Raw genomic sequence first — 24,069 nt, 5'->3', positions numbered from 1 at the left:
GAAAGTGGCCTGGCCGCCGGGGCGGTCATCCACAAATCGGGCGTGCGACGATGACATGCCATCGTCTTTGACGACGCACCGTATCCGTCCGCCAGGACGTGCCGGTCAGGTCGAGAAAGCGTTGCTGTATCCCGGCGGCGTGCTGCGCGAAGTCGTAATAGTCGATGCGGTGATGCGCGAGCACCAGTCGTCCGCCGGGGCGTAGCACCTGGGCGACGCACTTGGCGACATGCCTCATCGCGCGCGGGGGAAGATAATAGAGGAGTTCCGCGATCACGATCGCATCATAGTTCCTCTGCGGGAAGCGTGCAGGTAAGGCCAAGCGGATGGCCCGCGCGCGGGGGCGGTCCGCGATGGCGCGGGCCGTCAGAGCCGTACCTTCGACGGTCCCCTCCGTCGCATGAAGACGCAAGGCGCGAGCGGCCATGGCCCGACTGTTCGATCCGTTGCCGCTTCCCAGCTCCAGCAAGCGGCCAAGGGGGCCTGGCCCCAGGGCATGCAGGATCGCCGCACGCTTCACGGCTTCGTCGCGATCGGAATATGTCCGCCACGGGTCGTCATGGGCCGCAAATTTCTCGGCAAAACCCGTAAGATCGATAGGCCTCATCGCCTGTCCTCGACGAACTGTTCGACCGGGTGCGCGAAAACCGCGAGTTCATGGCATGCGATCGCAAAGCCATGAGGATCGTCGGTGATCGCCCCCAATTGGGTGCGATGCATCCGGATCAGCGATCGCTTCGCCGCCGCCCCGCCGGCGAGCGTAACGGTCCGGCCTCGGGCGACCCTCGCGCGTTGCGGCGGCCAGACCTGATAGGTCATGCGTCGTCCGGCGAACCGAGTATCCCGAAGCGCCGCCGCCACGGCCCGGTGATCGGGATGCGCGTCGGTCATGGCGGGGCCGACGAGCATGTCCAAATCCCGGCACTGACGGATCGCTCGGCTCAGCCGCTGGCGACACAGCCCTGCGCGCGCGGAAAGGCCGCCATCGGGCAGCCCGAGGAAGGTCACGTGATCAGGCGCCACCCCTAGACGGCGGAGCGCCGACAGGCTTTCCCGGCTCCGCGCGGCAATCAGCCGGTCGGGAGGCCATGCGGCACTGTCGGGATGCGAGGCGGCGCCATTGCTGACCACGATGATCCGAACCATGCTGCCCTGCCGCCGCAAGGCCTGTACCAAGCCAGCTGCCCCGATGATCTCGTCATCGGGGTGGGGCGCGACGACCACCGCGCGGCGAACGGCTTTGAGATCCAGCTTCACAAGGCGGGCACCAACAGTCCCTGTCGAACCGCGCGACCGATGCGGAGCCTTTGGGCGTCGGGGGCGGGCTGGCGGAGATAGACCGCCAGATCGCTGAGCATGGCCGACAGAGGATGGCTATGGAACTGGCCAGCCAGCCCCACTGCCTCGCGCGCGACGACCATCGCCCGCTCGGCCGCCTCGGCCACCGCCAGTCGGGCCGCCGCCACGCGCGCCAGCCGCGGCTCATCCCCCCGGTCCACATCCTCGAACCACATCCGCGCCGTCCGCCGCATGGTGGCGGCGGCACCATCGGCCAGTGCGAACAGCTCGGCCATCCGGGCGACCTGGAAGGGGTCGTCGGAGCGCCCCGTCTTCACCAGATGATCGCGGCTAAGGTCGCAGATGCCCGCCACCCCGCCCGCATGAACCGTCACGAAACGCAGCGCGCCGCCGCTGAATAAGGGCTCGCGCGCATAGCTGTCAGGCTGGCCGATCCGATCCGCGTCGGTGATCGGCGCATGATCCCAGCGCACCTGATGGGTCTCGGATCGCTGCATGCCGATCACCCGCCACCAATCAGTGTCGATCGCCGGCGGTACGCGCGAAAGGTCGAGGAGGAGCAGTTGCACGCCCGCGGACGTGTCCGCCGTGACCAGCGCATGGCTCAGCACACCCGCCCCCGAGGCATAGCTCTTGCCGCCGCTCAGCCGCCCGTCGTCCAGCCGCAGTGCCTCGCCCGGCAGCCCGGCATTCCACACGCCCAGCGTCGCACCATCTGCCAAGGCACGGCGCAGCATGTCGACCTGCGCGGCCGTGCCGTAGCGCCGGACGATCTGCACAGCATCGACATGCCCCTCGACCAAGCGGGCAAGCGGAAGGTCGCGGCGGCCGATTTCGTATAGCCTCGCCAGCAGCGCGATCAGTTCGTCCGCCGTTTGCGGATCGCCGGGCGGATCATCGGCCCAGCCCAGGCCAGCGGCCGCGGCTTTCAGTTGATCGGCCATCATCGTCATGCCGCGACCTCGCACCACCGGCTTTCCAGTTCGCCCAGAATGTCTTCGGCCGCGGTCAGCGACACCATGGCGTCATGGACCGCGGGCGCGGGAACGATACGCATCGCGAATGCCTCGCCATTGGGACAGTCGCGCGCCACGCCCAGAACATGATCCGCCGTCAGGCCCAGAATCTGCCCCAGTGCCACGCGGACATCCATCTGGTTGATCGTCGCGAAACTCCGTCGCGCCGCCGCCTGCGCGTGCCATTGCCATGCCGATCCGCGTGGGTCGGCCATGGATGGCACTTCGCCGTGGTCCAGCGCTCGCAACACGTCCGCAAGGCCCCCGGCGACCCGTCCATCGCGGCGGGAAGACGTGTCGACCGCCATGGCCCCGTCGCGGCGGACGCGAAAACCGGCCCTCGCCGCATCATCAAGAAACCGGGCATCTTCGCCGGATGGCAGGGGCCGAAACCCGCCGATCGCGCGATAGGCGGAAGCACGGACCGCTATATTGGCGCCCCCACCGAAATGATGGCTATCCCGCGCTTCCCATGGCACCGGGTCGACCAGGCGTCGATATTGGTGGAGCCGGTCATAATATCGCTCGATGCGACATTGCCGGGGATCGCGCGTCGCGTCGAAGCGAAGGATACGCCCCGCCACCACGTCCGCCTCCTGGAGGGCCCGGCACCCCGCCGCGATCCAATCGCGATGCGGCATGCTGTCGGCATCGGTCGTGAACAACAGCCCCTCTGCGCCAGCCAGCCGTTCGAGGCCCATCGCCAGCGCCGCGTGGCGGGCCATGCCTGCATTGGGCTCCGTATCCCGAGGCCCCAGCTTAATGGTCGCCCCGAACGGCAAGACCGGCTGCATACGATCCAGCATGTCCCGGCTGCCGTCCCGGCAATCGTCAAGATACAGGCAGAGGTGCACGCCATTCCCGCCGACCGACTGTCCGGCGATCGCCGACAGCAATTGGGGCAGCAGGACCGCCTCGTTGCGCGCCGGAACACAGATGACCACGGGGATGTCTTCGTTCAGAATCATTCTCCCATGCCCGGCAGACTGCGGCGACCCATCCAGATCAATGACGCATGTGTACGACAGGTGCCTCCAATAAGCCTTAATTAATATCAATCATTTAGTGAGAGGGCGATTGTTCGATCCGCGCGTTGGGAAGGCAGGCATTCCTCAACGACGCAAAGGCAGCATCATGGCGAACAAGACGAAGTCCCGCGCAGGCGCGACAAAGGGCGAGACGTCCACCACGCCCCCTGCCCTCCCTGCCGGATCGGATACGCCCACGCATTATGCCGAGCCACAGGGCCATGGGGGGGAGACGCACCAGAGCACCGAGGACACGGCTCGGACGCTGACCACCCAACAGGGCGTTCCCGTCTCGGACAATCAGAACAGCCTGCGTGCCGGCGAGCGCGGACCGACACTGCTCGAAGACTTCATCCTGCGCGAGAAGATCTTCCACTTCGACCATGAGCGCATCCCCGAGCGCGTCGTCCATGCACGCGGCTATGGCGCGCACGGCGTGTTCGAACTGACCGACAGTCTGGCCGATTTCACCCAAGCCGATGTGCTGAGCACGGTCGGCCAGCAGACCGAGGTCTTCGTCCGCTTCTCGACGGTCGCGGGCAACAAGGGGTCGATGGACCTCGCGCGCGACGTGCGCGGCTTCGCGGTCAAATTCTATACCAAACAAGGCAATTGGGACATTGTCGGCAACAACATCCCCGTCTTTTTCATCCAGGACCCGATCAAATTCCCCGATCTGGTCCATGCCGTGAAGCAGGAGCCCGACCGTGCTTTTCCCCAGGCCCAGTCGGCGCATGACAATTACTGGGACTTCGCGTCCTTAAGCCCCGAAGCATGGCATATGGTCATGTGGCAGATGTCCGACCGGACCATTCCGCGTTCCTTCCGCACCATGGAGGGCTTCGGCGTCCACAGCTTCCGGCTGGTCAATGCCGAGGGCAAGTCGACCTTCGTCAAATTCCACTGGAAACCACGCCAGGGCCTGCAATCGGTGCTGTGGAACGAGGCGGTCAAGATCAACGGCGCCGATCCCGATTTCCACCGCCGCGACCTGTGGACCGCCATCGAAGGCGGCGACTTTCCGCAATGGGATCTGGGTGTTCAGTTGTTCGATCAGGAAACGGCCGACCGCCTGCCCTTCGACCATCTCGATTCGACCAAGCTGATCCCTGAGGAAGAGGTGCCTGTCCGCATCATCGGCACGCTGACCCTGAACCGCAATGTCGACAATTTCTTCGCCAACACCGAGCAAGTCGCCTTCTGCACCCAGAATGTCGTGCCGGGCATCGACTTCTCCGACGATCCGCTGCTCCACGGGCGCAACTTCTCCTATCTGGATACGCAGCTGAAGCGGCTGGGCGGGCCGAACTTCACCCATATCCCGGTAAACGCGCCGCGCTGCCCGGTGATGAACTTCCAGCAGGACGGTCATATGGCGATGCGCAACCCCAAGGGGCGGGCCAATTACGAACCCAATAGCTGGGGCCCCGATGGCGGGCCGCGTGAGAACCCGACCATCGGCTATCGTAGCTTCCCCGCCGAGGTACAGGGCACCAAGCAGCGTATCCGCGCCGAGACCTTTGCCGACCATTACAGCCAAGCGCGGCAGTTCTTCGTCAGCCAGCAGCCCATCGAGCAGAAGCATATCGGCGACGCACTGGTGTTCGAACTGTCGAAGGTCGAGCGGGTCGATATCCGCGCGCGCGCCCTCTCGCATCTGCGCCTGATCGACGAAGGACTGGCTGCAACGGTCGCGGATGGATTGGGTCTTGATCTGCCCGAACCGGCAAAGGCCGCAAAACCGACGCTCGACCTGCCGCCCTCGGCCAAGCTGAGCATCCTGTCCAACGGCCCCAAGGACTTCAAGGGGCGCAAGATGGGCATTCTGCTGACGGACGGCAGCAGCGCCGATCTGTTCGCTGCCCTGACGAAAGCGCTTGAGGCGGAGGGGGCGCTTTGGGAAGTCGTCGCCTCCAAGATCGGCGGCGTGACGCTCGACGACGGCACGAAAGTCGCCGCCAAGCAGAAGATCGATGGCGGCCCCTCGGTGCTCTACGACGCGGTGGCGGTCCTGCCATCCGAGACGGGCGTGGCCATGCTCGCGAAGGATGCGACAGCCAAGGACTTCGTCGCCGATGCCTTCGCCCATTGCAAATTCATCGGTCACAACGACGCCGCCAATGCCCTGTTCGACGCCGCCGGGGTGAAGGAACGGGACGAAGGCTTTGTCGGCCTTGCCAAGGCCAAGGACGCCAAGACCTTCGTCAGCCAGTGCCGCGCACTGCGCCTCTGGTCGCGGGAGTTGAATGTGGACCTCGATGTGGCGTCGCTGCAGTCGTAACTACAACATTTAAGGGAGCGGGAAGGTTCACAGGACCTTCCCGCTTGCCACAGCATTCAAATAGGCGATTGCGCTCGATATTTATATCTTCGACAAATGAACTTTCCTTGATTCTGCGCCGCTAATTGGTTCGCAGGTAAAAATATTCATATACCTCTAATTTATTCGGAAGATGATGTATCCACCATCTTTTCAGGACCGAGACCCAATCAGAGGCGGAAAGCCAACGCGGTGGCGAGGCTACGCCCGAGAGAAAGTTGGCGGCGAGCTTGTCATAGCGAGTGGCGACGCAACGGAATTCCTTGAAGCGGCAGAAGGCGTTCTGGATGAGGTGCCGACCGCGGTATCGATCTTTATCATAGCGGATGATGCGCTTACGGTTGCGACGGCCCGGGATGATTGGAACGGCACCTGCATCGTGCAGCGAGCCGCGCAGTTGGTCGGCATCGCCGCATACCGCAAGCTGCACGACGACCTCTTGGATCACGGCGAAACCTGCTGCCCGAACCGGGTTGCCAGATTGACCAGATCGGCGGGCATCAAGGCGCAGATCGGCTATAAGCGCCGACCCGGCAGCCATGGCGGCAAGCCGTCTCTGGCGGTCATGATCGACCTGTATTCCCGCCGCGCGGTGGGCGGAGCAGCCCAAGGTTCCGACGGGCCGAAGGACCGTTGGAAAGGCTGCGGAGGGTGCCATCCTCGAGCGGCGCCGGAAAGACATCGGGCATGACGTGATATTCGGCAGCGGCGACGACGAATCCTGCCTGGGCGAGCGCGCTAAATCGTGAGATCGTGCCGCCGGTTCCGAAGCCCGCGACGTTCCGGATCGCACGAAACCTCCGCGCCCCTACGCCGTTGGGTCATCGCTGTGCGATCCTGCCGGGTCGTCAGGGTGGAGGAAACGAGGATGACCGATCTGCCGACCGGGGTGACGCTCGACAATGACGGCACCGATGCCGAGCAGTCGCCGGTGCTACCCTTCCTCCATATGTGGACCGGGGCGGATGGCGGCAGCCGGATCGACCTGTCGCACATGACCGGCTTTGGTCAGAAAAGCGTGGGCGGCGGAGCTGACCCGCAATGGATGCGGCCGTTCCCCGGCGAAGTGAGCGCGATCAACTTCGCGATTTTGCCGGTGGGCTGGGTCGGGGACTGGCATGAAAGTCCCAAGCCGCAATGGGTGATTCCGTTGCGCGGTCGCTGGTTCATCGAGACGATGGACGGAAATCGCGTGGAAATGGGGCCGGGCGACATCCATTTCGGCCAGGACCAGGACACGACCGATGGCAAGGGGCATCGATCGGGCCAGATCGGCGACGAGCCCTGTTTCCAGATCATGATCCAGTTCGCTACGTCACCCGCCGCGCAGACACGCGATCCGTTCGGGGCATGACGGACGCACAGGCGACGCCGCTCGCCCCGCTGCTGATCCCTGCCCGGTTGCGTCAGCCCGGACCGCCCGAGGCGGCCGAGGTGGCACCCCCTGCGATCCACCATGACGATGCGAATGCGGTGCTCAGTGACGCCCGGCTCGTCACGCTGTACGATCGGGCGAGCTGGAGCGAGGGGCCGACCTGGTGGCCGCGCGAACGGACTCTGGTATGGAGCGACATTGTCGGCCGCCGTGTGTTGGGCTGGCGCGAGAACGGTGCAGTCGACGTGTTGCTCGACGCGACGCCGTTCATCAACGGCAATGCCGTACTGCCGGATGGTGCGCTGGTGCACTGCGAACATGGCCGTCGCGCCATCAGCCGGTCCGACGGTAAAGGCGTTGCAACCCCTATCGCATGGGCAGCGGAGGGCAGCCGCCTCAACGCGCCCAACGACCTGATCGTCGCCCCGGATGGGGCGATCTGGTTCAGCGACCCGACCTTCGGACTGGAAAATCCCAAACAAGGCGTGCCCGGCCGTTCGGAAAGCGGGCGCACCGCGATCTGTCGGATCGGCAATGACGGCACGGTGCAGCGGATGGCCGACATGGCGCAGCCCAACGGCCTCGCCTTCTCGCCCGATCAGCGGACATTTTACGCCTCGCAGACGCCCGAGCATGGCGAAGGCGACGTCGCCATCTATGCATTCGACTGGGACGGGGTCACGCTGTCGAACCGACGCCAGTTCGCGACGGTGGCCGAAGGAATACCCGATGGCTTCACCGTCGACCGACGCGGCTGGCTATGGAGCAGTTCGGCAAAGGGGGTCGAGCTGTTCGACGCGGCAGGCACGCATCTCGCTACCGTACCGACCCCTGAAACATGCAGCAATTGCGCGTTCGACGTGCGTCAAGAGCGCCTATTTGTGACTGGCGGCGTACACCTTTGGATGCTGAATCTGGCATAGCCACCGTCGGTTGCACCGATTGTCCGGCAGGGCGGCATTCCGAAGGGATACGCGGCCCGAGATTGTAATACCCGGATAGGGATAACATCACGTCGGCATAGCCGCGGCCCCCCGATCCGACAAACAAACGCCCATCTGGCAATCGATGGCACACCATCCAGCACCGTTCGTTCATATCGATCTATAGGAGACGTTCATGATCGACCTGAACAGCGCGACCGCAGCGGAACTGGATGCGGTGCCCCAGTTGAAGGGGCATGGTTTCGAGATCGTGAGATATCGGGATGAGCGTGGCAGCTTTAGCAAGGTGCGCCAACTCGAGGAGGTGCCGGGCCTCGCAGGCAAGTGGAACGGGGCCGAGGCAGCCGTCTCGGTTGAATGACATTGTTCAATGCCGCGAGGACTCAGGATCAAACATTCGTGATCCTTTTTCCGCTGCTCGACTTCGGCCACTTTTCAGGAGCCAGGCTGTCGACGTTCGCGCTCAGTGCCCGACAACTTGTAGACGGCTTTGGCGGCAAGCTAAGGAACGCGGTGAACGGTCACGCCATGTCGGACGGTAGAGGTTGATCCGGACTCCTCGTAACATAGAACCAGGATTGTACCCAATGGTGCGGCGGTAAGGATCAGCAGTAGCAGGCCGATCAGCCAGTCGTTGGTATTTAGCGGCTGCGAGAAGCTACCGCTGGGCTGCATTGACGGGTTAGGTCGCATAGGCCGCCTGCCCGCTTTCCTTGGGTGAAGCGGGCGATCCGCGGCGGCCTGATGGACGGACGGCCTGGACTGCAAACGATCATAGGCTGCCCGCGCTTCCTTCTTGCCTAAAACGGCATACGCCTCGTTGATTTCCTTGGCGCGAGAAGAAACGTCCACTCCATGATTGGCATCGGGGTGATACTGACGAAGCAGTGCCTTCCACGCGGAGTGAATCGCGTCGCGACTGGCCGTCGAGGGCACCCCGAGAACGGCGTAATAATCGGGTGATAGAGCCATACGGTTGTCACCTGTCCCTATAACGCAAAAAACGAACGTCCATTTGGCGGGCGATCGCAATCGGGCCCTCTCGGCGATGCGAAGTGCAGTTTTTGGCACCAACCGTCAGATGGCTACTACATCCATACGCAACTTTGGTGTTTCGACAAAACGACAATCGCCTCAGCAACCTGGAACACACGCCGATATGCCCGTCTTGTACCAGAATGGGTGATCGGCATCGGCCTGCCCCCACAGAATTACGCAACGCACTCTCTTCGACGAACGAAGGGAGGTCTCATAGACCCGACCCCGGTCGTTGCCGATCCGCTCCTAGCCGTCCGATACTTGGTCCATGGGGACGAACCCGTCGGTTGGGCGTGCCAGTTACGGCACCGGCACGCCCAAGCACTTACATGTCCGCTGCGGTCGGGCGTACGATTACCTCATTGATGTCGACACCCTCCGGCTGCTCAATGGCATAACGAACGGCTCGCGCGATCGCGTCCGGCGTCAGCGACTTCTTCCGCCATCCAGTCAGTGCCGCCGCAATCTCAGGATCGGTGATGTCATGGCCAAGTTCGGTGGCGACCACGCCCGGCGAGATCAACGTCGAGCGAACCTCGTCATGCTCCTGCCGCAGCCCCTCGGTAATCGCGCGTACGGCATGTTTGGTGGCGCAATAAACCGCGGCGGTCGGCATCACCATGTGCGCGGCGACCGAGGCGACGTTGACGATATGGCCGCTCTTTTGCGCTACGAACCTGGGCAACACGGCGGCGATGCCGTTGAGGACGCCGTGGATGTTGACGTCGACCATCCGCTTCCACTCGTCGCGCTTGAGCGCAGCGAGCGGCGAGAGCGGCATCACGCCCGCATTGTTGACCAGCACGTCGACGCGACCAAAGCGTGCTTCAGCAGCCTCGACGAACGCGTCGAAATCGGCGCCGTCGGTAACGTCGAGTTCGCGCCAGGCGACGGTCTCGCCCAGTTCCTCCGCCAGTGCCTTCAGGCGCTCTCCGCGACGCGCGCCGATGAACAGCCGGGCGCCGGTCGCAGCCAGTTCGCGCGCCGTTGCCTCACCGATCCCGCTCGACGCGCCGGTGATGAGGACGACCTTGTCAATATTTCCTGCCATGATGCAGCCTTTCCGTTGTGGTGACGGAACGCAGATGGGCCATCGGCCATGTCGGGCGGTAGAGCGATCGCCCGAATGGCTTGCACGATCCTCCAGAATTCAAGCCGGGCGCTTGCCCACGACGCACGAGTGGGGAAGGATCGTCGGCATGAACCGGATCGCCGAACTCTCCACCCTCATCGATCGACACGTCGTGGGTACAGGCATTTGCAGCACGGCGATGCCGCGTGTGTCGCTGATCCGGGCCGACGCACCGAGCACCCCCACGCCTGCCGTCTACGAGGCGTCCCTTTGCATAATAGCCCAGGGGTCGAAACGGGTGTCGATCGGCGAGCACAGCGTGGTCTATGATGCGGCTCATTACCTTTTGGTCTCGGTCGATTTGCCGCTGGTCGGTCATGTGCTCGATGCGAGTCCCGAGCGACCCTATCTCTGCTGCAAGATCGATCTCGATGCCGCGATGCTGGCCGATCTCATGGCGAGCGAGGGCGGCGGGGTGGCCCGTACGGATCTGTCGGTGCTCGGCGTCTACCCCGGCGATCCCGACCTGATCGACGCGGCATGCCGGCTGATCGGACTGCTCGACCGACCCGACACGATCCGCGCGCTGGCACCGCTGATCGAGCGCGAGATCCTCTATCGCCTGCTCACCGGACCGCACGGCCCGATGCTTCGTCACGTCGCAACCGCTGGCAGCCATCTCAATCAGGTGAGCCGCGCGATCGCCGCCATCCGCCGGCGTTTCGATGCACCAATCCGCATCGCCGACGTCGCAGCCGAGGCCGGGATGAGCGCCTCCTCGCTCCACGCACACTTCAAGGCGATCACCCGCATGACGCCGCTGGAATATCAGAAGCAGCTGCGATTGCAGGAGGCCAGACGCCTGATGCTGACGGAGGGTGCCACGGCGAGCACGGCAGGCTTTGCCGTCGGCTATGAGAGCCCATCACAATTCAGCCGAGAGTATAGGCGACTATTCGGTGCGCCTCCACGTGCCGACATCGAACGGCTCCACGCTGCACCAGCAGCGGCCGTGGCGCTGTGACGATGGCGAGGGTCGCGACCGGTGCTGCGAACTATTGGGGTCGGTTCGATTAGATGGGAGACATCAGAGCCTGGCGGCTTGCGGCGGCACGGACAGGCAGGCCGACAAGAGCCCCCCCGGCCGGCCTAGCATAGTTTAAGCGATTGTAGAGAAATGCCCTTTTCCTCACTTAGGTTCTTGATCTTTGGAGCAGCCAAGGTTCGATGGTGCTCTATGAGACTAGAATGACGAGCACTGCCAATCCCGGCCCCGTCCCAAAGGTCGATGACGTCCTGATCACGGCCGAACTGGCGAACCGGCCCTCCCGGCCGCCAGACTACGAACGCGAGAACGGAGCGCTGGGGCTCTTGGCCCAGGAGATGGCGGCTCACCCACGCGGGGTGCTGCAGAAGTGTGCCGAACTCGTCATGGAACTGTGCCATGCCGACTCGGCGGGCATCAGCATATTAGAGCCTGATGGAGCAGGCGGAGTCCTCCGCTGGTGCGCCGCCGCGGGCGCGTTTGCGCCGAATCTTCATGGGACGATGCCCGCCGAGGCGAGCCCCTGCGGAACGGTGATGGAACGCAACTGCGTACTGCTGTTCGACAAGGCCGAGCGGTTCTTTCCGACCCTCCGGGGTGTCGAGCCACGTATCTATGAGAATCTTCTCACGCCCTGGCACGCAGAGGGCAAGGCAGTCGGCACCCTCTGGGCCATCAAGCATACCCCAGACGGACGGTTCGATGCAGAAGATGCGCGCATCTTGCAGAGCCTCGCGCGGTTCGCCGCGGCCGCGTTCCAAATCACCTCCGCCCTCGACGAAGCCGCGGTCGAGCGATCGGCACTGCGCGAAAGCGAGCAGAAGTTTCGGACACTGTTCGAGGAAATGGACGAAGGGTTTGCCGTTTGCGAACTTGTACGGGACGATGCGGGCCATCCAGTGGATTTTCGCTACATCGATCTGAACCCCTCGATCGTGCACCACACCGGCATGGCTCCGGAGACGCTTCGTGGCCGGCGTGCCACAGAGGCGTTTCCCGGGCGTGATCCCTGGTATGTGGAAACTTACGCTCAGGTGGTCGACAGCGGCCAGTCGGTACTCGAGGAACATTATTTCGAGCATGTCGATCGATGGCTGCGCATAAACGTATTCCCGCGCGGCGGCGATCGCTTTGCGGTGCTCTATAGTGACATCACGGACCGCAAGCGTGTCGAGATAGTCCTGCGGCAGAGCGAACAGCGCCAGGCCTTCTTGCTGCGTTTCACCGACGCGATACGGTCGGAGTCGGACGAACAGGCACTCATCAAGCGCGCTGTTCAACTGCTTGCCGAGGAACTGCTCGTCGACAGGTGCTATGCGACGAGGCACAACCCGACGGCCGACTTGACCAATGTCCTCTGTGAGGTCCGCGCGCCCGACATGGCGCCGCTACCGGCCACGCTTCGCTTTACCGACTTTCCCGAAGCAGGCCGCCAGACTTTCGAGAAAACTCTAGTTTACGACGACACCGCCAACGACCCGACCCTATCTGAAGCGGATAAGAATGCGCTGAAATCGATGGGTGTGGCCGCGCTTCTGTCGCGGCCCTTGCGCCGTGACGGTGCTCCGATCTTTGCGCTGGGCGTCACGAGCAAGGTTCCACGCCGCTGGACGTCCGCCGAGATCGCCTTGGTTGAGGAAGCCGCCGAACGCGCATGGGAGGCCGCTGAGCGCGTGCGCGGTGAAGGCGCTCTTCGCAACAGCGAGGAGCGGTTCCGACAATTCGCCGACGCGTCTGCAGCCGGTCTCTGGATTCGAGAAGCGAACAGCCTGGACATGGAATTCGCCAGCCCTGCCATCGCCGCGATCTATGGCGTCCAACCCGATGCACTGCTGGGGGATGTGAAGCGCTGGGCAGTCATGGTGGTCCCCGATGATCGCGACGAAGCTGTTGCCTGTTTGGAGGCGGCGCGCACGGGGCAGACGGTCGTCCACGAATTCCGCATCAAGCGGTCCTCCGACGGCGCCTTTCGATGGATCAGGAACACCGATTTCCCACTGGAGGACGCCACGGGCCAGTTCCAGCGGATCGGCGGGATTGCCGAGGACGTTACCGAGGCCAAACTCGCCGTGGATCATCAGGGCGTGCTTCTGCTCGAGCTTCAGCACAGGGTGCGGAACATCATGGCGATGATCCGCTCCATGACGCGACGGTCAGCCGACGGCGCGGCGGACGTGAACGAATATGGAAACCTGCTCGAAGGACGACTTCTCGCACTCGCCCGCGTGCAGGCGCTGCTCACCCGGCAGGTAAACACCGGCGGCTCTTTGCGGGATATCGTCGAAAGCGAAGTCAGCGCCCAGGCGAGCGGCGGCGGCCAGTATGAACTGGTCGGACCGGATGTGCAGCTGTCGCCCAAGGCGGTCGAGGTGCTGACGCTCGCGCTCCACGAGCTGTCGACTAATGCTTTCAAATATGGTGCGCTTTCCGTGCCAGAAGGCCGCTTGCGGGTGGAATGGGCGCCGTTTGAGTAGCGCGGCCGCACGTGGCTGGCGATCGACTGGGCCGAGGCTGGTGCTCCCGCTCGCGGGCCAGTGACCAGGCGCGGGTTCGGCAGCGACCTGATCGAAGGCAGAATACCTTACGAACTCGGCGGGACGGGCCGACTCGGCATCGAGCCGGGCGGTGCATGCTGCCGCCTGGAATTTCCGCTGAAAGAAGGTGAAAGCATCCTGGAGACGGACGCTCCGACACCAACGGCTGTATTTGGAGGAACGCTGGATATGACCGGAGCGCCGAATCTGACGGGCTGCAATGTGCTCGTCGTCGAGGACGACTATTACATCGCGGGAGACACCGCTGCTGCGCTGCGCGGCGCTGGCGCGACGGTGCTTGGTCCCTGCCCGAACGAAGAAGCGACGCTCGATCTGCTGAAGACGGCAACGCCGACCCATGCCGTTCTGGACCTCAACCTCGGCGGCGGCGGACCACGCTTTGAGATCGCACATACGCTCAAGGAACGCGGCGTACCGTTCATCTTCCTGACGGGATACGATCGAGATGCGGTCCCGGCTGACCTTGCTGAGGTCGTCCGACTGCAAAAGCCAGTTCCCCTCGGCAATATCGTGAAAGCCGTTGCCCTGCTCTAGCCGGACCGTTCACGCTCCGTCGTCCGTCAAACCCGTCAGGATATTCGCAACATCCATCGGCCTTGTCGTGCCGATCACGCCAGCGCCGCGATCCAGTCCGCCACCTGAAAGGCGCCAAATGGTGGGAACAGCGCGGCGCCATCTTCGTCCTGTTCGGCCTGCACGTCGCTCCTGACCGTCAGATAGGGCAGTGCATGGCGCGCCAGAATTCCGGCCAGCCGCTCGCGATCCTCCGCTCGAAAGGCTCCCATGATGACCGCGCCCCGGAGATCCTCCGTCAACAGAACCCGGAGCCCCTGCGACAGCTCGTCCAAGGGGCCGATCACCGGAATATGTCGTTCCTTCAGCACGCTCGCGACATAATCGACGGCGAAGTTGATCTGGGCCGCCAGCAGGAGGACCGGCCTGGCCGCCCCGCCCCCTTCCCTGTGGGTCATGCGGCGCTGCGTCCTCCCGCCAGGGCGGCCAAACCCGTTATCTCCGCTCCCCGAAGCATCGGCTTCAACCGGCGATAGGTTGCCAGCGCCTGCCCGACGACTTGGTCCATGTTGTAGTAACGATAGGTCGCCAGCCGCCCGACGAAACTGACATGCTGCTCGGCCAGGGCCAGCGCCTCATAGCGTTTGTACAATGCCTGGTTCTCGTCGCGCGGGATCGGGTAATAGGGATCGCCCGTCGCGCTGGGATATTCATAGGTCACGCTGGTCTGCGGCGCGATCTGGCCGGTCAGATGCTTGTATTCGGTAATCCGCGTATAGGGGACGGCCTCGTCGGGATAGTTGACGACGGCAACGGGCTGATGCCGTTCCTCGTTCAGCGTCCGATGTTCGAACCGAAGCGAGCGATAAGGCAAGCGGCCGTAACGATAGCCGAAATATTCGTCGATCGGCCCGGTGAAGACCAGATGGTCGTGGGGATAGGCATCACGAACATCGGCATAGTCGACCCCCAGCAGCAGGTCGATATTGGGATGGCTGAGCATCGCCTCGAACATGCGGGTGAAGCCTTGCGCGGGCATCGTCTGATGACGGTCGCCGAAATAGCGATCGTCGGTACAGGTCCGGGTCGGCACCCGCGCGGTGACTGACTTGTCGAGCTCCGACGGGTCCATGCCCCATTGCTTGCGGGTATAGCCCTGAAAGAAGGTCTCGTAGAGTTCGCGCCCGACCTTCGATATCACCACATCCGCCGATGTGCGGATCGGATCAATGGGCTCGGCGCGGGACGCCAGAAACGCCTCGACCTCCGCATCGCTCGAAAGGTCCAGACCATATAGCGTGTTCAGCGTCGTGCGATTGATCGGCATCGGCACCAGCGTGCCGTCGATATCGGCCAGCACGCGATGCTCATAGGGTCGCCAATCGGTGAAGCGCGACAGATAGTCGAACACGTCGTCCGAATTGGTGTGAAAAATGTGCGGACCATAGCGATGGACCAGGATGCCCGCGGCATCGTAATGGTCATAGGCATTGCCCGCGATATGTGACCGCCGGTCGACCACCAGCACGCGTTTGCCTGCATCGGACGCCAGCCGCTCCGCCATTACCGCCCCGGCGAACCCCGCGCCGACGACCATCACGTCATAGCGGTCCTGCAGCGGCGGCCAGGTGACGGGCGACACGACGGGTTCGTGCCGGTTGCGGCCCGCGATCTCCGCCTCGATCAGCGCGGTCATCTCCAGCGCCGTGCTGCTCCAAGATCCGCGTGAAAGCTGCGCATCCGCCGCGTCGCGCCACTCATTTCCAGCGGCCCGCAAGGTCATCGCCGCTTCGCACGCGGCCACGAAGGCGGCGGGCGTATCGGCGATGGCCACGCCCGCCAGAGCACCATAATGGCGAACGACATCGGTGATCGGCGTCGAGACGACCGGGCACCCCGCCGCCAGATATTCCGGCGTCTTGGTCGGGCTGATGAAGCGCGTCGCCTCGTTGATCGCGAAGGGCATCAGGGCGACGTCCCACCCCGCCATATAATCCGGCAGCGCCGAATAAGGCCGCCCGCCGAGATAATGGATATTGGCGCGGCGTGGCAGATCGGCTTCGTCGATCTTCACGACGGGGCCGATGATGACCAGCGACCATTGGGGATGGGCGTCGGCCAGCGCCGCCAGCAGTGTCAGGTCCATCCGCTCGTCGACGACCCCGGCGAAACCAAGCCGGGGATGCGGCAGCGAGGCCTGGTCGGCCGGTTCCTCGCCCCCCGAGCGCGCCCGGCCGAAATGCGCGACATCGATGCTCGAGGGAAAGGCGTGGACGTTGGAATGGCGGCTACGCTTCGCCTCGTACAGGCTGGTCCCGCCGGTGAAGACCAGATCGGCCCGCGCGATCAGCTGCTGTTCCCGCTCCAGCAGCTGTGGCGGCGCGCCCTTGAAGGCGGACAGCTCGTCCATGCAGTCATAGACGATACACGCCGCCGGAACATGGTCCGAAAAGGGCAGCATCATCGGTGTGTAATACCAGCGAACAACCGGGCCGGTCACACCCTCCAGCTCGGTGTCGAGCAAGGCCGCCAGCACCTCGTCCTCCCGACCTCGCAAGGCCTCGTCCAGCTGCGGGGTCAGCACCACCACGCCGCTTTCCGGGCATGTCCGCCGGTGTAGTTCGGATGGGCCAGGCCGATATTCGGGCTCCTCCCAGAACAACACATCCTGCGTCGCGGCAAAGCGGGTCATCAGATGCTGTGGCCGTTGAAACACGAAAGCCCAGCGAAGATGACTAAAGCAGATCAGCGTCGATCGCGGACGACGGTGGTAAAGGCTATTGGAGCCATGGGCGGCGCTCGACAGCTGGGCGGTCACGGAAGCTCCTTCTAGGTCTCTGTTACAAAACAGAAACATCCCGCCGCTCCGCCATGTTCCGGATAACCTACTGTATATAAATGCAAATCAGTCAGTTTCCCGGAACGCCGCCAACGCCGATCCGTTGGGCCGAAGGGAGACTGGGATGGACAGCCTGGAACTTTGGGGTGGCGTGGAATGCACCGTCAATCGCACTGCCACAGGCTATCGCGATCAGGTCCGCCTGAGCGGCCATCAGGACCGTATGACCGATCTCGACCTATTCGCCGGACTGGGTCTGCGCGCGATCCGCTACCCCGTCTTGTGGGAACGCGTGATGGCGGACGGACCGACACCCGATTGGTCATGGAGCGACGAACGGCTGGGACGACTGCGCAAGCTGGGTATTCGGCCCATTGCAGGCCTGGTCCATCATGGCAGCGGCCCGTCCCATACCCATCTGCTCGACGATGGGTTCGCCGCTAGGCTGGGCGACTATGCGCGACAGGTCGCCGAGCGTTATTCCTGGATCGGCGACTGGACCCCGGTCAACGAACCGCTGACCACGGCGCGGTTCTCCGCGCTCTATGGCCATTGGTATCCCCATGCACGGGACGAAGGCGCCTTCTGGCTGGCGCTGCTCAATCAGATCGACGGCACCAGGGCCGCGATGCGGGCCATCCGTCGGATCAATCCGGCAGCGAGGCTGATCCAGACCGATGACTTGGGGCGGACCTATGCGACCCTCGTCCTGGGCGAACAGGCGGCGTTCGATAACTTACGCCGCTGGGCCGGATGGGACCTGTTGTTCGGGCGTGTCACGCCCCATCACCCGCTATGGGCGCGGATGGCGAGCTTCGGGTTTTCGGACCGGCTGCGGCGCATCGCCGATGATCCCAGCCCGCCCGACATCGTCGGCGTGAACCATTATCTGACCAGCGACCGTTTTCTCGACCATCGGTTGCAACGCTATCCGCCGCACACCCATGGCGGCAATGCGCGCCGCGCCTATGCCGATGTCGAGGCGATACGCGTGCTTGATCCCCCGCCCCCCGGACTGGCCGGAGCCCTTCGCGAAGCCTGGGACCGTTACGGCACGCCCATCGCGGTAACGGAAGTGCATAATGGCTGCACCCGCGAGGAGCAGCTGCGCTGGGCAGCGGAGGCGTGGGACGGATGCGTGACGCTTCGCCAGCAAGGCGTCGACATCAGGGCGGTCACAGCGTGGTCGCTGCTGGGCTCGCAGGGATGGGATACCCTGCTGACCCGTCCCGGTACCTATGAAGCGGGGGTATTCGACATATCCGATGGTGTGCCCCGTCCGACCGCCCTGGCGTCCTTATGGAAGGGGCTGCCGACGGCCGCCGAACGCCATCCGGTCGCTCATGCCCCGGGGTGGTGGCGGCGTCCGGATCGGCTTGTCTATCCCGCTATCCCCTATCCGATCAAAACACCGCCATTGAGCGAAGCGCACTCGGTTCCGGTTCTCCTGATCTGGAGTCGGGATAACGTGCTGGCCCAGGCGTGGTCGGAACAGTGCCGGAAAAGAGGCATCGCTCATTATGTGGCCCCATGCGAGACGCACGACGGGGAGCATCAGCGCGATATGTCCGCAATGCTGGATAATGTCCGGCCATGGGCCTTGGCTAACCTCGACGCCCGGAATATGGCCGATGCGATCAGGGTTGCGCACGTCTGCCTGAACAAAAAGGTCGCGAGCCTTCACCTCATCGCCGGGCAAGCCTGTCTCGCCCCGAATGACGTCTCCCCGCCCGTGCAGGATGACGCTCGACCGCCGATCCCCCCCGGCGCCCTGCTTATTCCCTGGGAACAGGAAGGCGGATTTGCGGACTGCCGATCCAATCCTCCGCTGATGGACCAAGCGCTGGACCTGCTGATCGATGGCCAGCATGGATTGCATGATCCCGTCCGATCGCTGGTAGGGAGCAGCCACACCAAAGACTGCTCCGAAACGACTTCCCCCGAGGTCGCCGCTTCCATAGCTAAACGCGGGCGACGGGCTGCCATTACGACGGCTTTTGGCGATGCTGTTCGGACCTGAGGGAATGTCCGCCCCCAGACGCGCAGCGTGCCATCCGGCGGTGGGTCGAAGAACGCGCGAAAGACGGGCCGTGGCTGCGTGTCAATTGGCGAGAAAGCGGCGTGACCATGCCACCTTGTAGCCAGGTGCCGACCGGACCCGGCCATTGATAAAAAGAGGCAGTGTACCGCCCCGGGTTTGTCGGAGGCTCCATCGTCGGTTGACAACATCTCATTCGCATGGCTGATTGAGTGCATGGGGATTGCGATCTCCCCACGAGGCGTCAGCTAGAGCATCGCGTCCAGCACGACCACGCAAGGGACGCATCATGCCTGCTCCAAACACCATCACACCGGATAAGCTCGCCCGCCTCGTCGCATCGGTCGGCGCCCCCCATATCATCGACCTGCGCGATACTCCGGAAAAAGCTATTCCGGGATCGCTGTTCCCTGACCACTCCGATCCGATCCAATGGGGTTATGGTGCCGGATCGGCCGCCGTCATCATCGACGCAGATGGTGGTGGTGCGGCAGCTTCCGCAGCGGCGATGCTGCGCAGCGAAGGGGTGGCAGCCGAAGTGCTGGAAGGCGGGTTCGCCGCATGGACCGCAAGCGCCCTACCGACCGTTTCGCTCGGCCATCTGCCGCCACGGCATGAGGATGGCCGAACCTGGTGGGTTACACGCGCGCGGCCCAAGGTCGATCGTATCGCCTGTCCTTGGCTGATCCGGCGCTTCGTCGATCCGGAGGCTCGCTTCCTGTTCGTCGCGCCCGGCGAGGTGCTGACCGTCGCGACTCAGCAGCGGGCCGAACCGTTCGACGTCGCGGACGAAGGCGTGTTCTGGAGCCATCGCGGCGAGCGCTGCACCTTCGACGTGATGGTCGAGGCGTTCGGGCTGGAAACGCACAAACCGCTGGTTCGGTTGGCCGCCATCGTGCGGGGCGCCGATACCGATCGGCTCGATCTAGTACCTGAGGCTGCCGGACTGCTCGCCATCTCGCTTGGCCTGTCGCGCATCTACAGTGACGATCACGCCCAGCTCGAAGCCGGCATGGCGGTATACGACGCGCTCTATCGCTGGTGCCGCGACGCGCAGGGCGAGAAGCACAACTGGTCCTCGCATCAGCCGACGCGCGGCAAGGTGCCGGCATGACGGCGGTGATGGCGGAGGCCGCAATCCCGGCACGCCCGGAGCCGGTCACACTCGGCCAGGCCTTCTGGGTCTGGCTGCGCATCGCGATGCTCTCATTCGGCGGTCCGGCCGGACAGATCGCACTGATGCACCGCATCCTCGTCGACGAGAAACGCTGGATCGGTGAGCAGCGGTTCCTGCACGCCCTCAACTACTGCATGTTGCTGCCCGGGCCAGAGGCGCAGCAGCTCGCGACCTATATCGGCTGGCTGATGCACCGCACGAAGGGCGGCATCGTCGCCGGCGTGCTGTTCGTTATTCCCGGCGCGGTCGCGATCATGGCGCTGAGCTGGGTCTATGTCCTCTATGGTCGTGTCGGCATCGTCTCCGCGCTGTTTTTTGGCCTCAAGTGCGCCGTGCTGGCTATCGTCCTTCAGGCGGTGGTTCGGATCGGCGGACGCGCGCTCAAGTCCACCCCGGCAAGGGCGCTCGCCGCATCGGCTTTCGTGCTGATCTTCTCCGTCGGGGCGCCGTTCCCGCTGATCGTGCTGGGCGCGGGCCTTATCGGATGGTGGTCCGCCCGGCAGGGTAGCACGGCCTTCAGGGGTGGAGGCCACGGCGCGTCCAATGGCGCGGTCGTGGCCGATGCAGACACGCTGCTCGGCGAGGAGCTGCCAGCCCATGCGCGGCCGACCTGGGCAAAGACGATGCGCACGGCACTAATCTGGCTGGCGCTCTGGCTGCTGCCGGTCGCGGCGCTGCTGATCGCGCTCGGTCCCGATGATGTCTTCAGTCGCATCGCGACCTTCTTCTCGACGATGGCGATGGTGACGTTCGGGGGTGCCTATGCTGTCCTGGCCTATGTCGCACAGCAGGCGGTCGAGAATTATGGCTGGCTTGGGCCGAAGGAGATGCTGGACGGCCTCGGCATGGCGGAGACGACGCCTGGGCCGCTCATCATAGTCCTGCAATTCGTCGGCTTCCTCGGCGCCTATCGCGATCCAGGCGGGCTGTCGCCGCTCGTGGCCGGTACGCTCGGCGGCCTCCTTGCAACCTGGGTGACGTTCGTGCCGTGCTTCCTGTGGATCTTCCTCGGCGCGCCCTTCATCGAGCGGCTTCGTGGCAACGCGGCAGTCGCCGGCGCGCTCTCTGCCATCACCGCAGCGGTCGTGGGCGTCGTCCTCAACCTCGCGCTGTGGTTCGCACTGCACACGCTGTTTCGCGAAACCATGATGATCGCGGCAGGGCCGTTCCGCTTCGACGCCCCGGTCCTGACCAGCATCGATCCGGCCGCTCTCGCCCTGTCGCTCGGGGCCGCCTATGCGATCTTCATGACGCGGGCGGGGGTCATCACAACCTTGCTGGCGACGTCGGCTGCGGGTCTCGCGCTTTATGGCGCCGGGGCAATCCGATGACGCCTAGAGAACCCTCGATCGGCGCAAGGAGCTGTGCCTCGGTATCGCGACGGGTGCCGCCTTGCCGAGCAGGCCTGCCGTTGCGCAAAGCCTCGTCAAGCCGCCGCCCGCGTTCACGCCCCGGCCTCTGCCGTTCGATCCGGGCCGTTGATCGCGCCGAACGAATGGCTGCTTTCGGGAGCCAGATTGCCCGCCGGAGCGTCCGGGTTCGGGCGGATGCGGCCGCCCTGCCCCTTCCGTCACGACTGACTCAGAATCCGACATTCGCAGACGATTGGCAGCGCCCCAACTTAAGACGCTTGTTCATTGGTAGATGCTGGCCACGCGTCTCCGCTTGAACGGCGAAAACTGGGGAAAAACCGTCGCTCGGGCGATGCAACTTGAACGTCCACCGCAGCAAGAACCCAACGCTCGCGAGCGAAAACCTCTTACCATCATGGAATAAGGGATTCCGGGCCGAGACGGAGTGACGATTGGCAGGGGGATAGGCATATTGTACAAGTTCATGGGCAGCAGGCCGAATAGGCGAAGGCATTCAATAGAACAGTACATTCCTACATCACCTGACGGAGCCAAAGGATCGATCCATCTGTTGAATGGCCATGGATGGAGAACGCAAACCTACCGCTGTCGAACAGGCCGACCATAAAATCACCTCACAGGTGAATGATGAGCGCGATAGCTGGCCAGTGCGGCTAATCGGTGCCGCCAGTGAGATCGGTGATCAGCCACAGATGCGGGTGATTTGCGCCGCCACGATCGCGGTTGGTCTCGCCCAACGGGATGCGTACCTTGCCAGGGCCGGCTTCAAGATGCTGGCGGCACACACGCTTGCCACCTGGGGCAAGAGCAGGATCAAAGCCGTGATCAACCGCAGGCGCCCGAAAGACGGTGACGATCCTCGGGTGCGTCAAGGTGATAGCGACCGCCACGAGGAGAATTCGTTCCCATCTGGGCACAGCGCCGGTGCCGTCGCAGTCGGCGAGGCGATCGCTCGAGCATATCTAGACCATGCGGTGGTTGCCCGTGGTGCGGCACTGTCAGTGTCCATCGTACAGGTGCCGCGCGGAACGCATTATGCTGGCGATGTCCTGGCTGGGATCGCCATTGGCCTGATCGCTGAACGCGTGAGCAATGCGGCGATCGATTCAGCGGTTCAATGGGCCGAGCGTGGCTTCGCAAAACGGCAGCGTGGCATCAGCGGTGACGATGCGACGCCAGTCATCCGTCGTGCAGTGGCGCTGTCGTCGCCTCGCATCCAGCAAAACGGCGAGGACGTGGGATCGTCCCAACCGGCACCTTATTCACCTGAGCTTATTGCATTGGCTCACCCATGAGGCCCTTATGCTTCATGATGGGATGGCCCCGAGGACCGAGCCAAATAATGTCGTGTCTACGCGTCTACCAAACAAATTGGCTCGGTGACGCAGATGGGTGACACCGACCTGCCCGACGGCATTGAGGAGCGCCACGTGGCACCCGTCCGAGGGCTGCGGGCGCACGCCAGCCCGCTCGCGTTCATCGTGCTAGGCACGGCTATGGCCGTCGCGGCGAGTGGACTGCTCGGCGGTACACCTGCGCCCGTGACGTCTGTCTCTGCTCCCGCCGCTTCATTGGAGCTGAAGATCGCCCGCCCGCTGCGCAGCGGCCTGTTCTTCGAGACCCGTATCCGGGTCACCGCCCGACAAGCCATTGCCAAGCCGGTAATCGGGGTGGACGCGTCCCTATGGCGCGATCTGACTATTAACAGCCAGGTACCAGCCCCCGCCAGCGAGAGCTTCAAGGGCGGGCAGTATCGCTTTGAGTACGGCCCCTTGAAGGCGGGGGAGACGTTGGAGGTCAAAATCGACGGCCAGACAAATCCGCCACTAATTGGGCGCGTAGCAGGAAACGTCACGCTTCTGGATGACGACACCCCCCTGACCCGGGCCCATGTCACCATCCCGGTCCTGCCATAATGGACATCGTCCTACGGGCTTCCGTCACATTCGCGGCGCTCTACCTGTTGCTGCGGCTGCTGGGGAAACGCGAGATCGGCCAGCTGACGCCATTCGAATTGGTGGTCATCGTGGTGATGGGCGACCTGGTCCAGCAAGGCGTTACGCATAACGACTTCAGCCTTACCGGTTCGATCCTGGCGATCGCCACGTTCGCCTTCTGGGCGCTGGTAATGAGCTGGGCGACCTATCTTTCGCCTAAGCTGGAGACGCTGCTGGACGGTCGGCCGCAGGTCATCATTCGGGATGGCGAACTGATCGAGGCGAATCTCCGCCGCGACCGCATCACGCGCGCAGAGGTCGAAGCCGAGATGCGCCTAGCGGGCATCGCCCACATGAATCAGGTCGCCTGGGCTATCCTGGAGACACAGGGTAAGATCAGCTTCATCCGCAAAGACGGTGGTGAGGTGAAGCCCGACGACGATGACGCTGGTACTGCGTAACGCGATGCACGCCGTCACGACGGCGGCAACCCCAAGTCG

General features: G+C 63.9%; 21 protein-coding genes and 1 pseudogene. 14 read left to right on the top strand and 8 right to left on the bottom strand.

Going from position 1 to position 24,069, the window contains the following annotated elements; translation table 11 throughout:
* Positions 1-25: 25 nt before the first annotated feature.
* From ACWKSV_RS04070 to ACWKSV_RS04055, 4 genes are read right to left on the bottom strand one after another with little or no spacing between them, the layout of a single operon-like run.
* Positions 26-607: an SAM-dependent methyltransferase gene (locus ACWKSV_RS04070; protein WP_076716057.1), complete on the bottom strand. Its 582-nt coding sequence runs from the start codon at positions 605-607 to the stop codon at positions 26-28.
* A complete protein-coding gene (locus tag ACWKSV_RS04065; protein WP_076716055.1) occupies positions 604-1,257 on the bottom strand; it encodes a PIG-L deacetylase family protein in 654 nt (217 codons plus the stop codon). Before ACWKSV_RS04065 ends, ACWKSV_RS04070 begins: the two co-directional genes overlap by 4 nt.
* Complete coding sequence (locus ACWKSV_RS04060; RefSeq protein ID WP_076718123.1) at positions 1,254-2,252, bottom strand: acyl-CoA dehydrogenase family protein; 999 nt, start codon at positions 2,250-2,252, stop codon at positions 1,254-1,256. The genes ACWKSV_RS04065 and ACWKSV_RS04060 overlap by 4 nt, the downstream gene beginning before the upstream one ends.
* The gene (locus tag ACWKSV_RS04055; protein WP_076716052.1) at positions 2,249-3,283 is read right to left on the bottom strand and encodes a glycosyltransferase family 2 protein; all 1,035 of its coding nucleotides are present in this window, start codon (positions 3,281-3,283) and stop codon (positions 2,249-2,251) included. The genes ACWKSV_RS04060 and ACWKSV_RS04055 overlap by 4 nt, the downstream gene beginning before the upstream one ends.
* Before the next feature lie 166 nt (positions 3,284-3,449).
* Between ACWKSV_RS04055 and ACWKSV_RS04050 the strand changes: the two genes are divergently transcribed.
* The 5 genes and pseudogenes from ACWKSV_RS04050 (at position 3,450) to ACWKSV_RS04030 (ending at position 8,343) form a co-directional block, all read left to right on the top strand.
* Complete coding sequence (locus tag ACWKSV_RS04050; protein ID WP_191864869.1) at positions 3,450-5,624, top strand: catalase; 2,175 nt, start codon at positions 3,450-3,452, stop codon at positions 5,622-5,624.
* 448 nt (positions 5,625-6,072) lie between these two features.
* Positions 6,073-6,228 (top strand): annotated as a pseudogene (locus ACWKSV_RS04045) (IS3 family transposase); the annotation flags it as partial.
* 303 nt (positions 6,229-6,531) lie between these two features.
* Positions 6,532-7,017 (top strand): cupin domain-containing protein, encoded by a 486-nt coding sequence (locus ACWKSV_RS04040; protein WP_076716048.1) that lies wholly within the window; start codon positions 6,532-6,534, stop codon positions 7,015-7,017.
* On the top strand, positions 7,014-7,961 hold the full coding sequence (locus ACWKSV_RS04035; protein WP_191864870.1) for an SMP-30/gluconolactonase/LRE family protein: 948 nt from the start codon (positions 7,014-7,016) through the stop codon (positions 7,959-7,961). The genes ACWKSV_RS04040 and ACWKSV_RS04035 overlap by 4 nt, the downstream gene beginning before the upstream one ends.
* 196 nt (positions 7,962-8,157) lie before the next feature.
* The gene (locus ACWKSV_RS04030; RefSeq protein WP_076716046.1) at positions 8,158-8,343 is read left to right on the top strand and encodes a helix-hairpin-helix domain-containing protein; all 186 of its coding nucleotides are present in this window, start codon (positions 8,158-8,160) and stop codon (positions 8,341-8,343) included.
* A gap of 140 nt (positions 8,344-8,483) precedes the next feature.
* On the opposite strand, the gene ACWKSV_RS04025 is transcribed toward ACWKSV_RS04030, so the two are convergent.
* Both ACWKSV_RS04025 and ACWKSV_RS04020 read right to left on the bottom strand, forming a co-directional pair.
* Complete coding sequence (locus tag ACWKSV_RS04025) at positions 8,484-8,954, bottom strand: J domain-containing protein (protein ID WP_076716043.1); 471 nt, start codon at positions 8,952-8,954, stop codon at positions 8,484-8,486.
* Between the two features lie 391 nt (positions 8,955-9,345).
* Positions 9,346-10,071, bottom strand: coding sequence for an SDR family oxidoreductase (locus ACWKSV_RS04020; RefSeq protein WP_076716040.1), 726 nt, complete (start codon positions 10,069-10,071; stop codon positions 9,346-9,348).
* Positions 10,072-10,219: 148 nt separating this feature from the next.
* Between ACWKSV_RS04020 and ACWKSV_RS04015 the strand changes: the two genes are divergently transcribed.
* From ACWKSV_RS04015 to ACWKSV_RS04005, 3 genes are all read left to right on the top strand, one after another.
* Positions 10,220-11,116, top strand: coding sequence for an AraC family transcriptional regulator (locus ACWKSV_RS04015; RefSeq protein ID WP_076716039.1), 897 nt, complete (start codon positions 10,220-10,222; stop codon positions 11,114-11,116).
* 224 nt (positions 11,117-11,340) lie between these two features.
* Complete coding sequence (locus tag ACWKSV_RS04010) at positions 11,341-13,611, top strand: GAF domain-containing protein (RefSeq protein ID WP_076716036.1); 2,271 nt, start codon at positions 11,341-11,343, stop codon at positions 13,609-13,611.
* Positions 13,612-13,671: 60 nt separating this feature from the next.
* A complete protein-coding gene (locus tag ACWKSV_RS04005) occupies positions 13,672-14,226 on the top strand; it encodes a response regulator (protein ID WP_237243341.1) in 555 nt (184 codons plus the stop codon).
* Between the two features lie 74 nt (positions 14,227-14,300).
* Here the strand turns inward: ACWKSV_RS04005 and ACWKSV_RS04000 are convergent, their stop codons facing one another.
* Together ACWKSV_RS04000 and glf are read right to left on the bottom strand one after the other, a co-directional pair.
* Positions 14,301-14,663, bottom strand: a complete 363-nt coding sequence (locus ACWKSV_RS04000; protein WP_076716034.1) for a hypothetical protein — start codon at positions 14,661-14,663, stop codon at positions 14,301-14,303.
* On the bottom strand, positions 14,660-16,897 hold the full coding sequence (gene glf, locus ACWKSV_RS03995; RefSeq protein WP_076716031.1) for a UDP-galactopyranose mutase: 2,238 nt from the start codon (positions 16,895-16,897) through the stop codon (positions 14,660-14,662). Before glf ends, ACWKSV_RS04000 begins: the two co-directional genes overlap by 4 nt.
* Before the next feature lie 271 nt (positions 16,898-17,168).
* Here glf and ACWKSV_RS03990 point away from each other — a divergent pair, with 271 nt between their 5' ends.
* The 6 genes from ACWKSV_RS03990 (at position 17,169) to ACWKSV_RS03965 (ending at position 24,030) form a co-directional block, all read left to right on the top strand.
* Entirely contained in the window at positions 17,169-19,064 is a 1,896-nt protein-coding gene (locus ACWKSV_RS03990) for a glycoside hydrolase family 1 protein (RefSeq protein WP_191864871.1), read from the top strand.
* Positions 19,065-19,371: 307 nt separating this feature from the next.
* Complete coding sequence (locus ACWKSV_RS03985) at positions 19,372-20,196, top strand: chromate resistance protein ChrB domain-containing protein (protein ID WP_076716026.1); 825 nt, start codon at positions 19,372-19,374, stop codon at positions 20,194-20,196.
* On the top strand, positions 20,193-21,590 hold the full coding sequence (gene chrA, locus ACWKSV_RS03980) for a chromate efflux transporter (protein ID WP_076716024.1): 1,398 nt from the start codon (positions 20,193-20,195) through the stop codon (positions 21,588-21,590). Before ACWKSV_RS03985 ends, chrA begins: the two co-directional genes overlap by 4 nt.
* A 596-nt stretch (positions 21,591-22,186) precedes the next feature.
* Positions 22,187-22,927 carry a phosphatase PAP2 family protein gene (locus tag ACWKSV_RS03975; protein ID WP_191864872.1) on the top strand — a complete coding sequence of 247 codons (741 nt, stop codon included), beginning with the start codon at positions 22,187-22,189 and terminating at the stop codon, positions 22,925-22,927.
* Positions 22,928-23,020: 93 nt separating this feature from the next.
* Complete coding sequence (locus ACWKSV_RS03970) at positions 23,021-23,548, top strand: hypothetical protein (RefSeq protein ID WP_076716019.1); 528 nt, start codon at positions 23,021-23,023, stop codon at positions 23,546-23,548.
* Positions 23,548-24,030 (top strand): DUF421 domain-containing protein, encoded by a 483-nt coding sequence (locus ACWKSV_RS03965; protein WP_056435158.1) that lies wholly within the window; start codon positions 23,548-23,550, stop codon positions 24,028-24,030. The genes ACWKSV_RS03970 and ACWKSV_RS03965 overlap by 1 nt, the downstream gene beginning before the upstream one ends.
* Positions 24,031-24,069 lie beyond the last annotated feature (39 nt).

The sequence above is a fragment of the Sphingomonas sp. SphC10 genome, from assembly GCF_057004845.1.
The sequence above is the reverse complement of the archived record's forward strand: the minus strand, read 5'-3'. Positions and strand labels throughout refer to the sequence as shown.

Excerpts from the sequence above, each read along its gene's own strand:
- ACWKSV_RS03970 (WP_076716019.1), top strand. The coding sequence starts at position 23,021 with ATGGGTGACACCGACCTGCCCGACGGCATTGAGGAGCGCCACGTGGCA.
- ACWKSV_RS03965 (WP_056435158.1), top strand. The coding sequence starts at position 23,548 with ATGGACATCGTCCTACGGGCTTCCGTCACATTCGCGGCGCTCTACCTG.
- ACWKSV_RS04010 (WP_076716036.1), top strand. The coding sequence starts at position 11,341 with ATGACGAGCACTGCCAATCCCGGCCCCGTCCCAAAGGTCGATGACGTC.
- ACWKSV_RS04070 (WP_076716057.1), bottom strand. The coding sequence starts at position 607 with ATGAGGCCTATCGATCTTACGGGTTTTGCCGAGAAATTTGCGGCCCAT.
- ACWKSV_RS04025 (WP_076716043.1), bottom strand. The coding sequence starts at position 8,954 with ATGGCTCTATCACCCGATTATTACGCCGTTCTCGGGGTGCCCTCGACG.
- glf (WP_076716031.1), bottom strand. The coding sequence starts at position 16,897 with ATGACCCGCTTTGCCGCGACGCAGGATGTGTTGTTCTGGGAGGAGCCC.
- ACWKSV_RS04050 (WP_191864869.1), top strand. The coding sequence starts at position 3,450 with ATGGCGAACAAGACGAAGTCCCGCGCAGGCGCGACAAAGGGCGAGACG.
- ACWKSV_RS03975 (WP_191864872.1), top strand. The coding sequence starts at position 22,187 with ATGGCCATGGATGGAGAACGCAAACCTACCGCTGTCGAACAGGCCGAC.
- ACWKSV_RS03990 (WP_191864871.1), top strand. The coding sequence starts at position 17,169 with ATGGACAGCCTGGAACTTTGGGGTGGCGTGGAATGCACCGTCAATCGC.
- ACWKSV_RS04000 (WP_076716034.1), bottom strand. The coding sequence starts at position 14,663 with ATGACCCACAGGGAAGGGGGCGGGGCGGCCAGGCCGGTCCTCCTGCTG.
- ACWKSV_RS04020 (WP_076716040.1), bottom strand. The coding sequence starts at position 10,071 with ATGGCAGGAAATATTGACAAGGTCGTCCTCATCACCGGCGCGTCGAGC.
- ACWKSV_RS04035 (WP_191864870.1), top strand. The coding sequence starts at position 7,014 with ATGACGGACGCACAGGCGACGCCGCTCGCCCCGCTGCTGATCCCTGCC.
- ACWKSV_RS04015 (WP_076716039.1), top strand. The coding sequence starts at position 10,220 with ATGAACCGGATCGCCGAACTCTCCACCCTCATCGATCGACACGTCGTG.
- ACWKSV_RS04055 (WP_076716052.1), bottom strand. The coding sequence starts at position 3,283 with ATGATTCTGAACGAAGACATCCCCGTGGTCATCTGTGTTCCGGCGCGC.
- ACWKSV_RS04030 (WP_076716046.1), top strand. The coding sequence starts at position 8,158 with ATGATCGACCTGAACAGCGCGACCGCAGCGGAACTGGATGCGGTGCCC.
- ACWKSV_RS04060 (WP_076718123.1), bottom strand. The coding sequence starts at position 2,252 with ATGACGATGATGGCCGATCAACTGAAAGCCGCGGCCGCTGGCCTGGGC.
- ACWKSV_RS04040 (WP_076716048.1), top strand. The coding sequence starts at position 6,532 with ATGACCGATCTGCCGACCGGGGTGACGCTCGACAATGACGGCACCGAT.
- ACWKSV_RS03985 (WP_076716026.1), top strand. The coding sequence starts at position 19,372 with ATGCCTGCTCCAAACACCATCACACCGGATAAGCTCGCCCGCCTCGTC.
- chrA (WP_076716024.1), top strand. The coding sequence starts at position 20,193 with ATGACGGCGGTGATGGCGGAGGCCGCAATCCCGGCACGCCCGGAGCCG.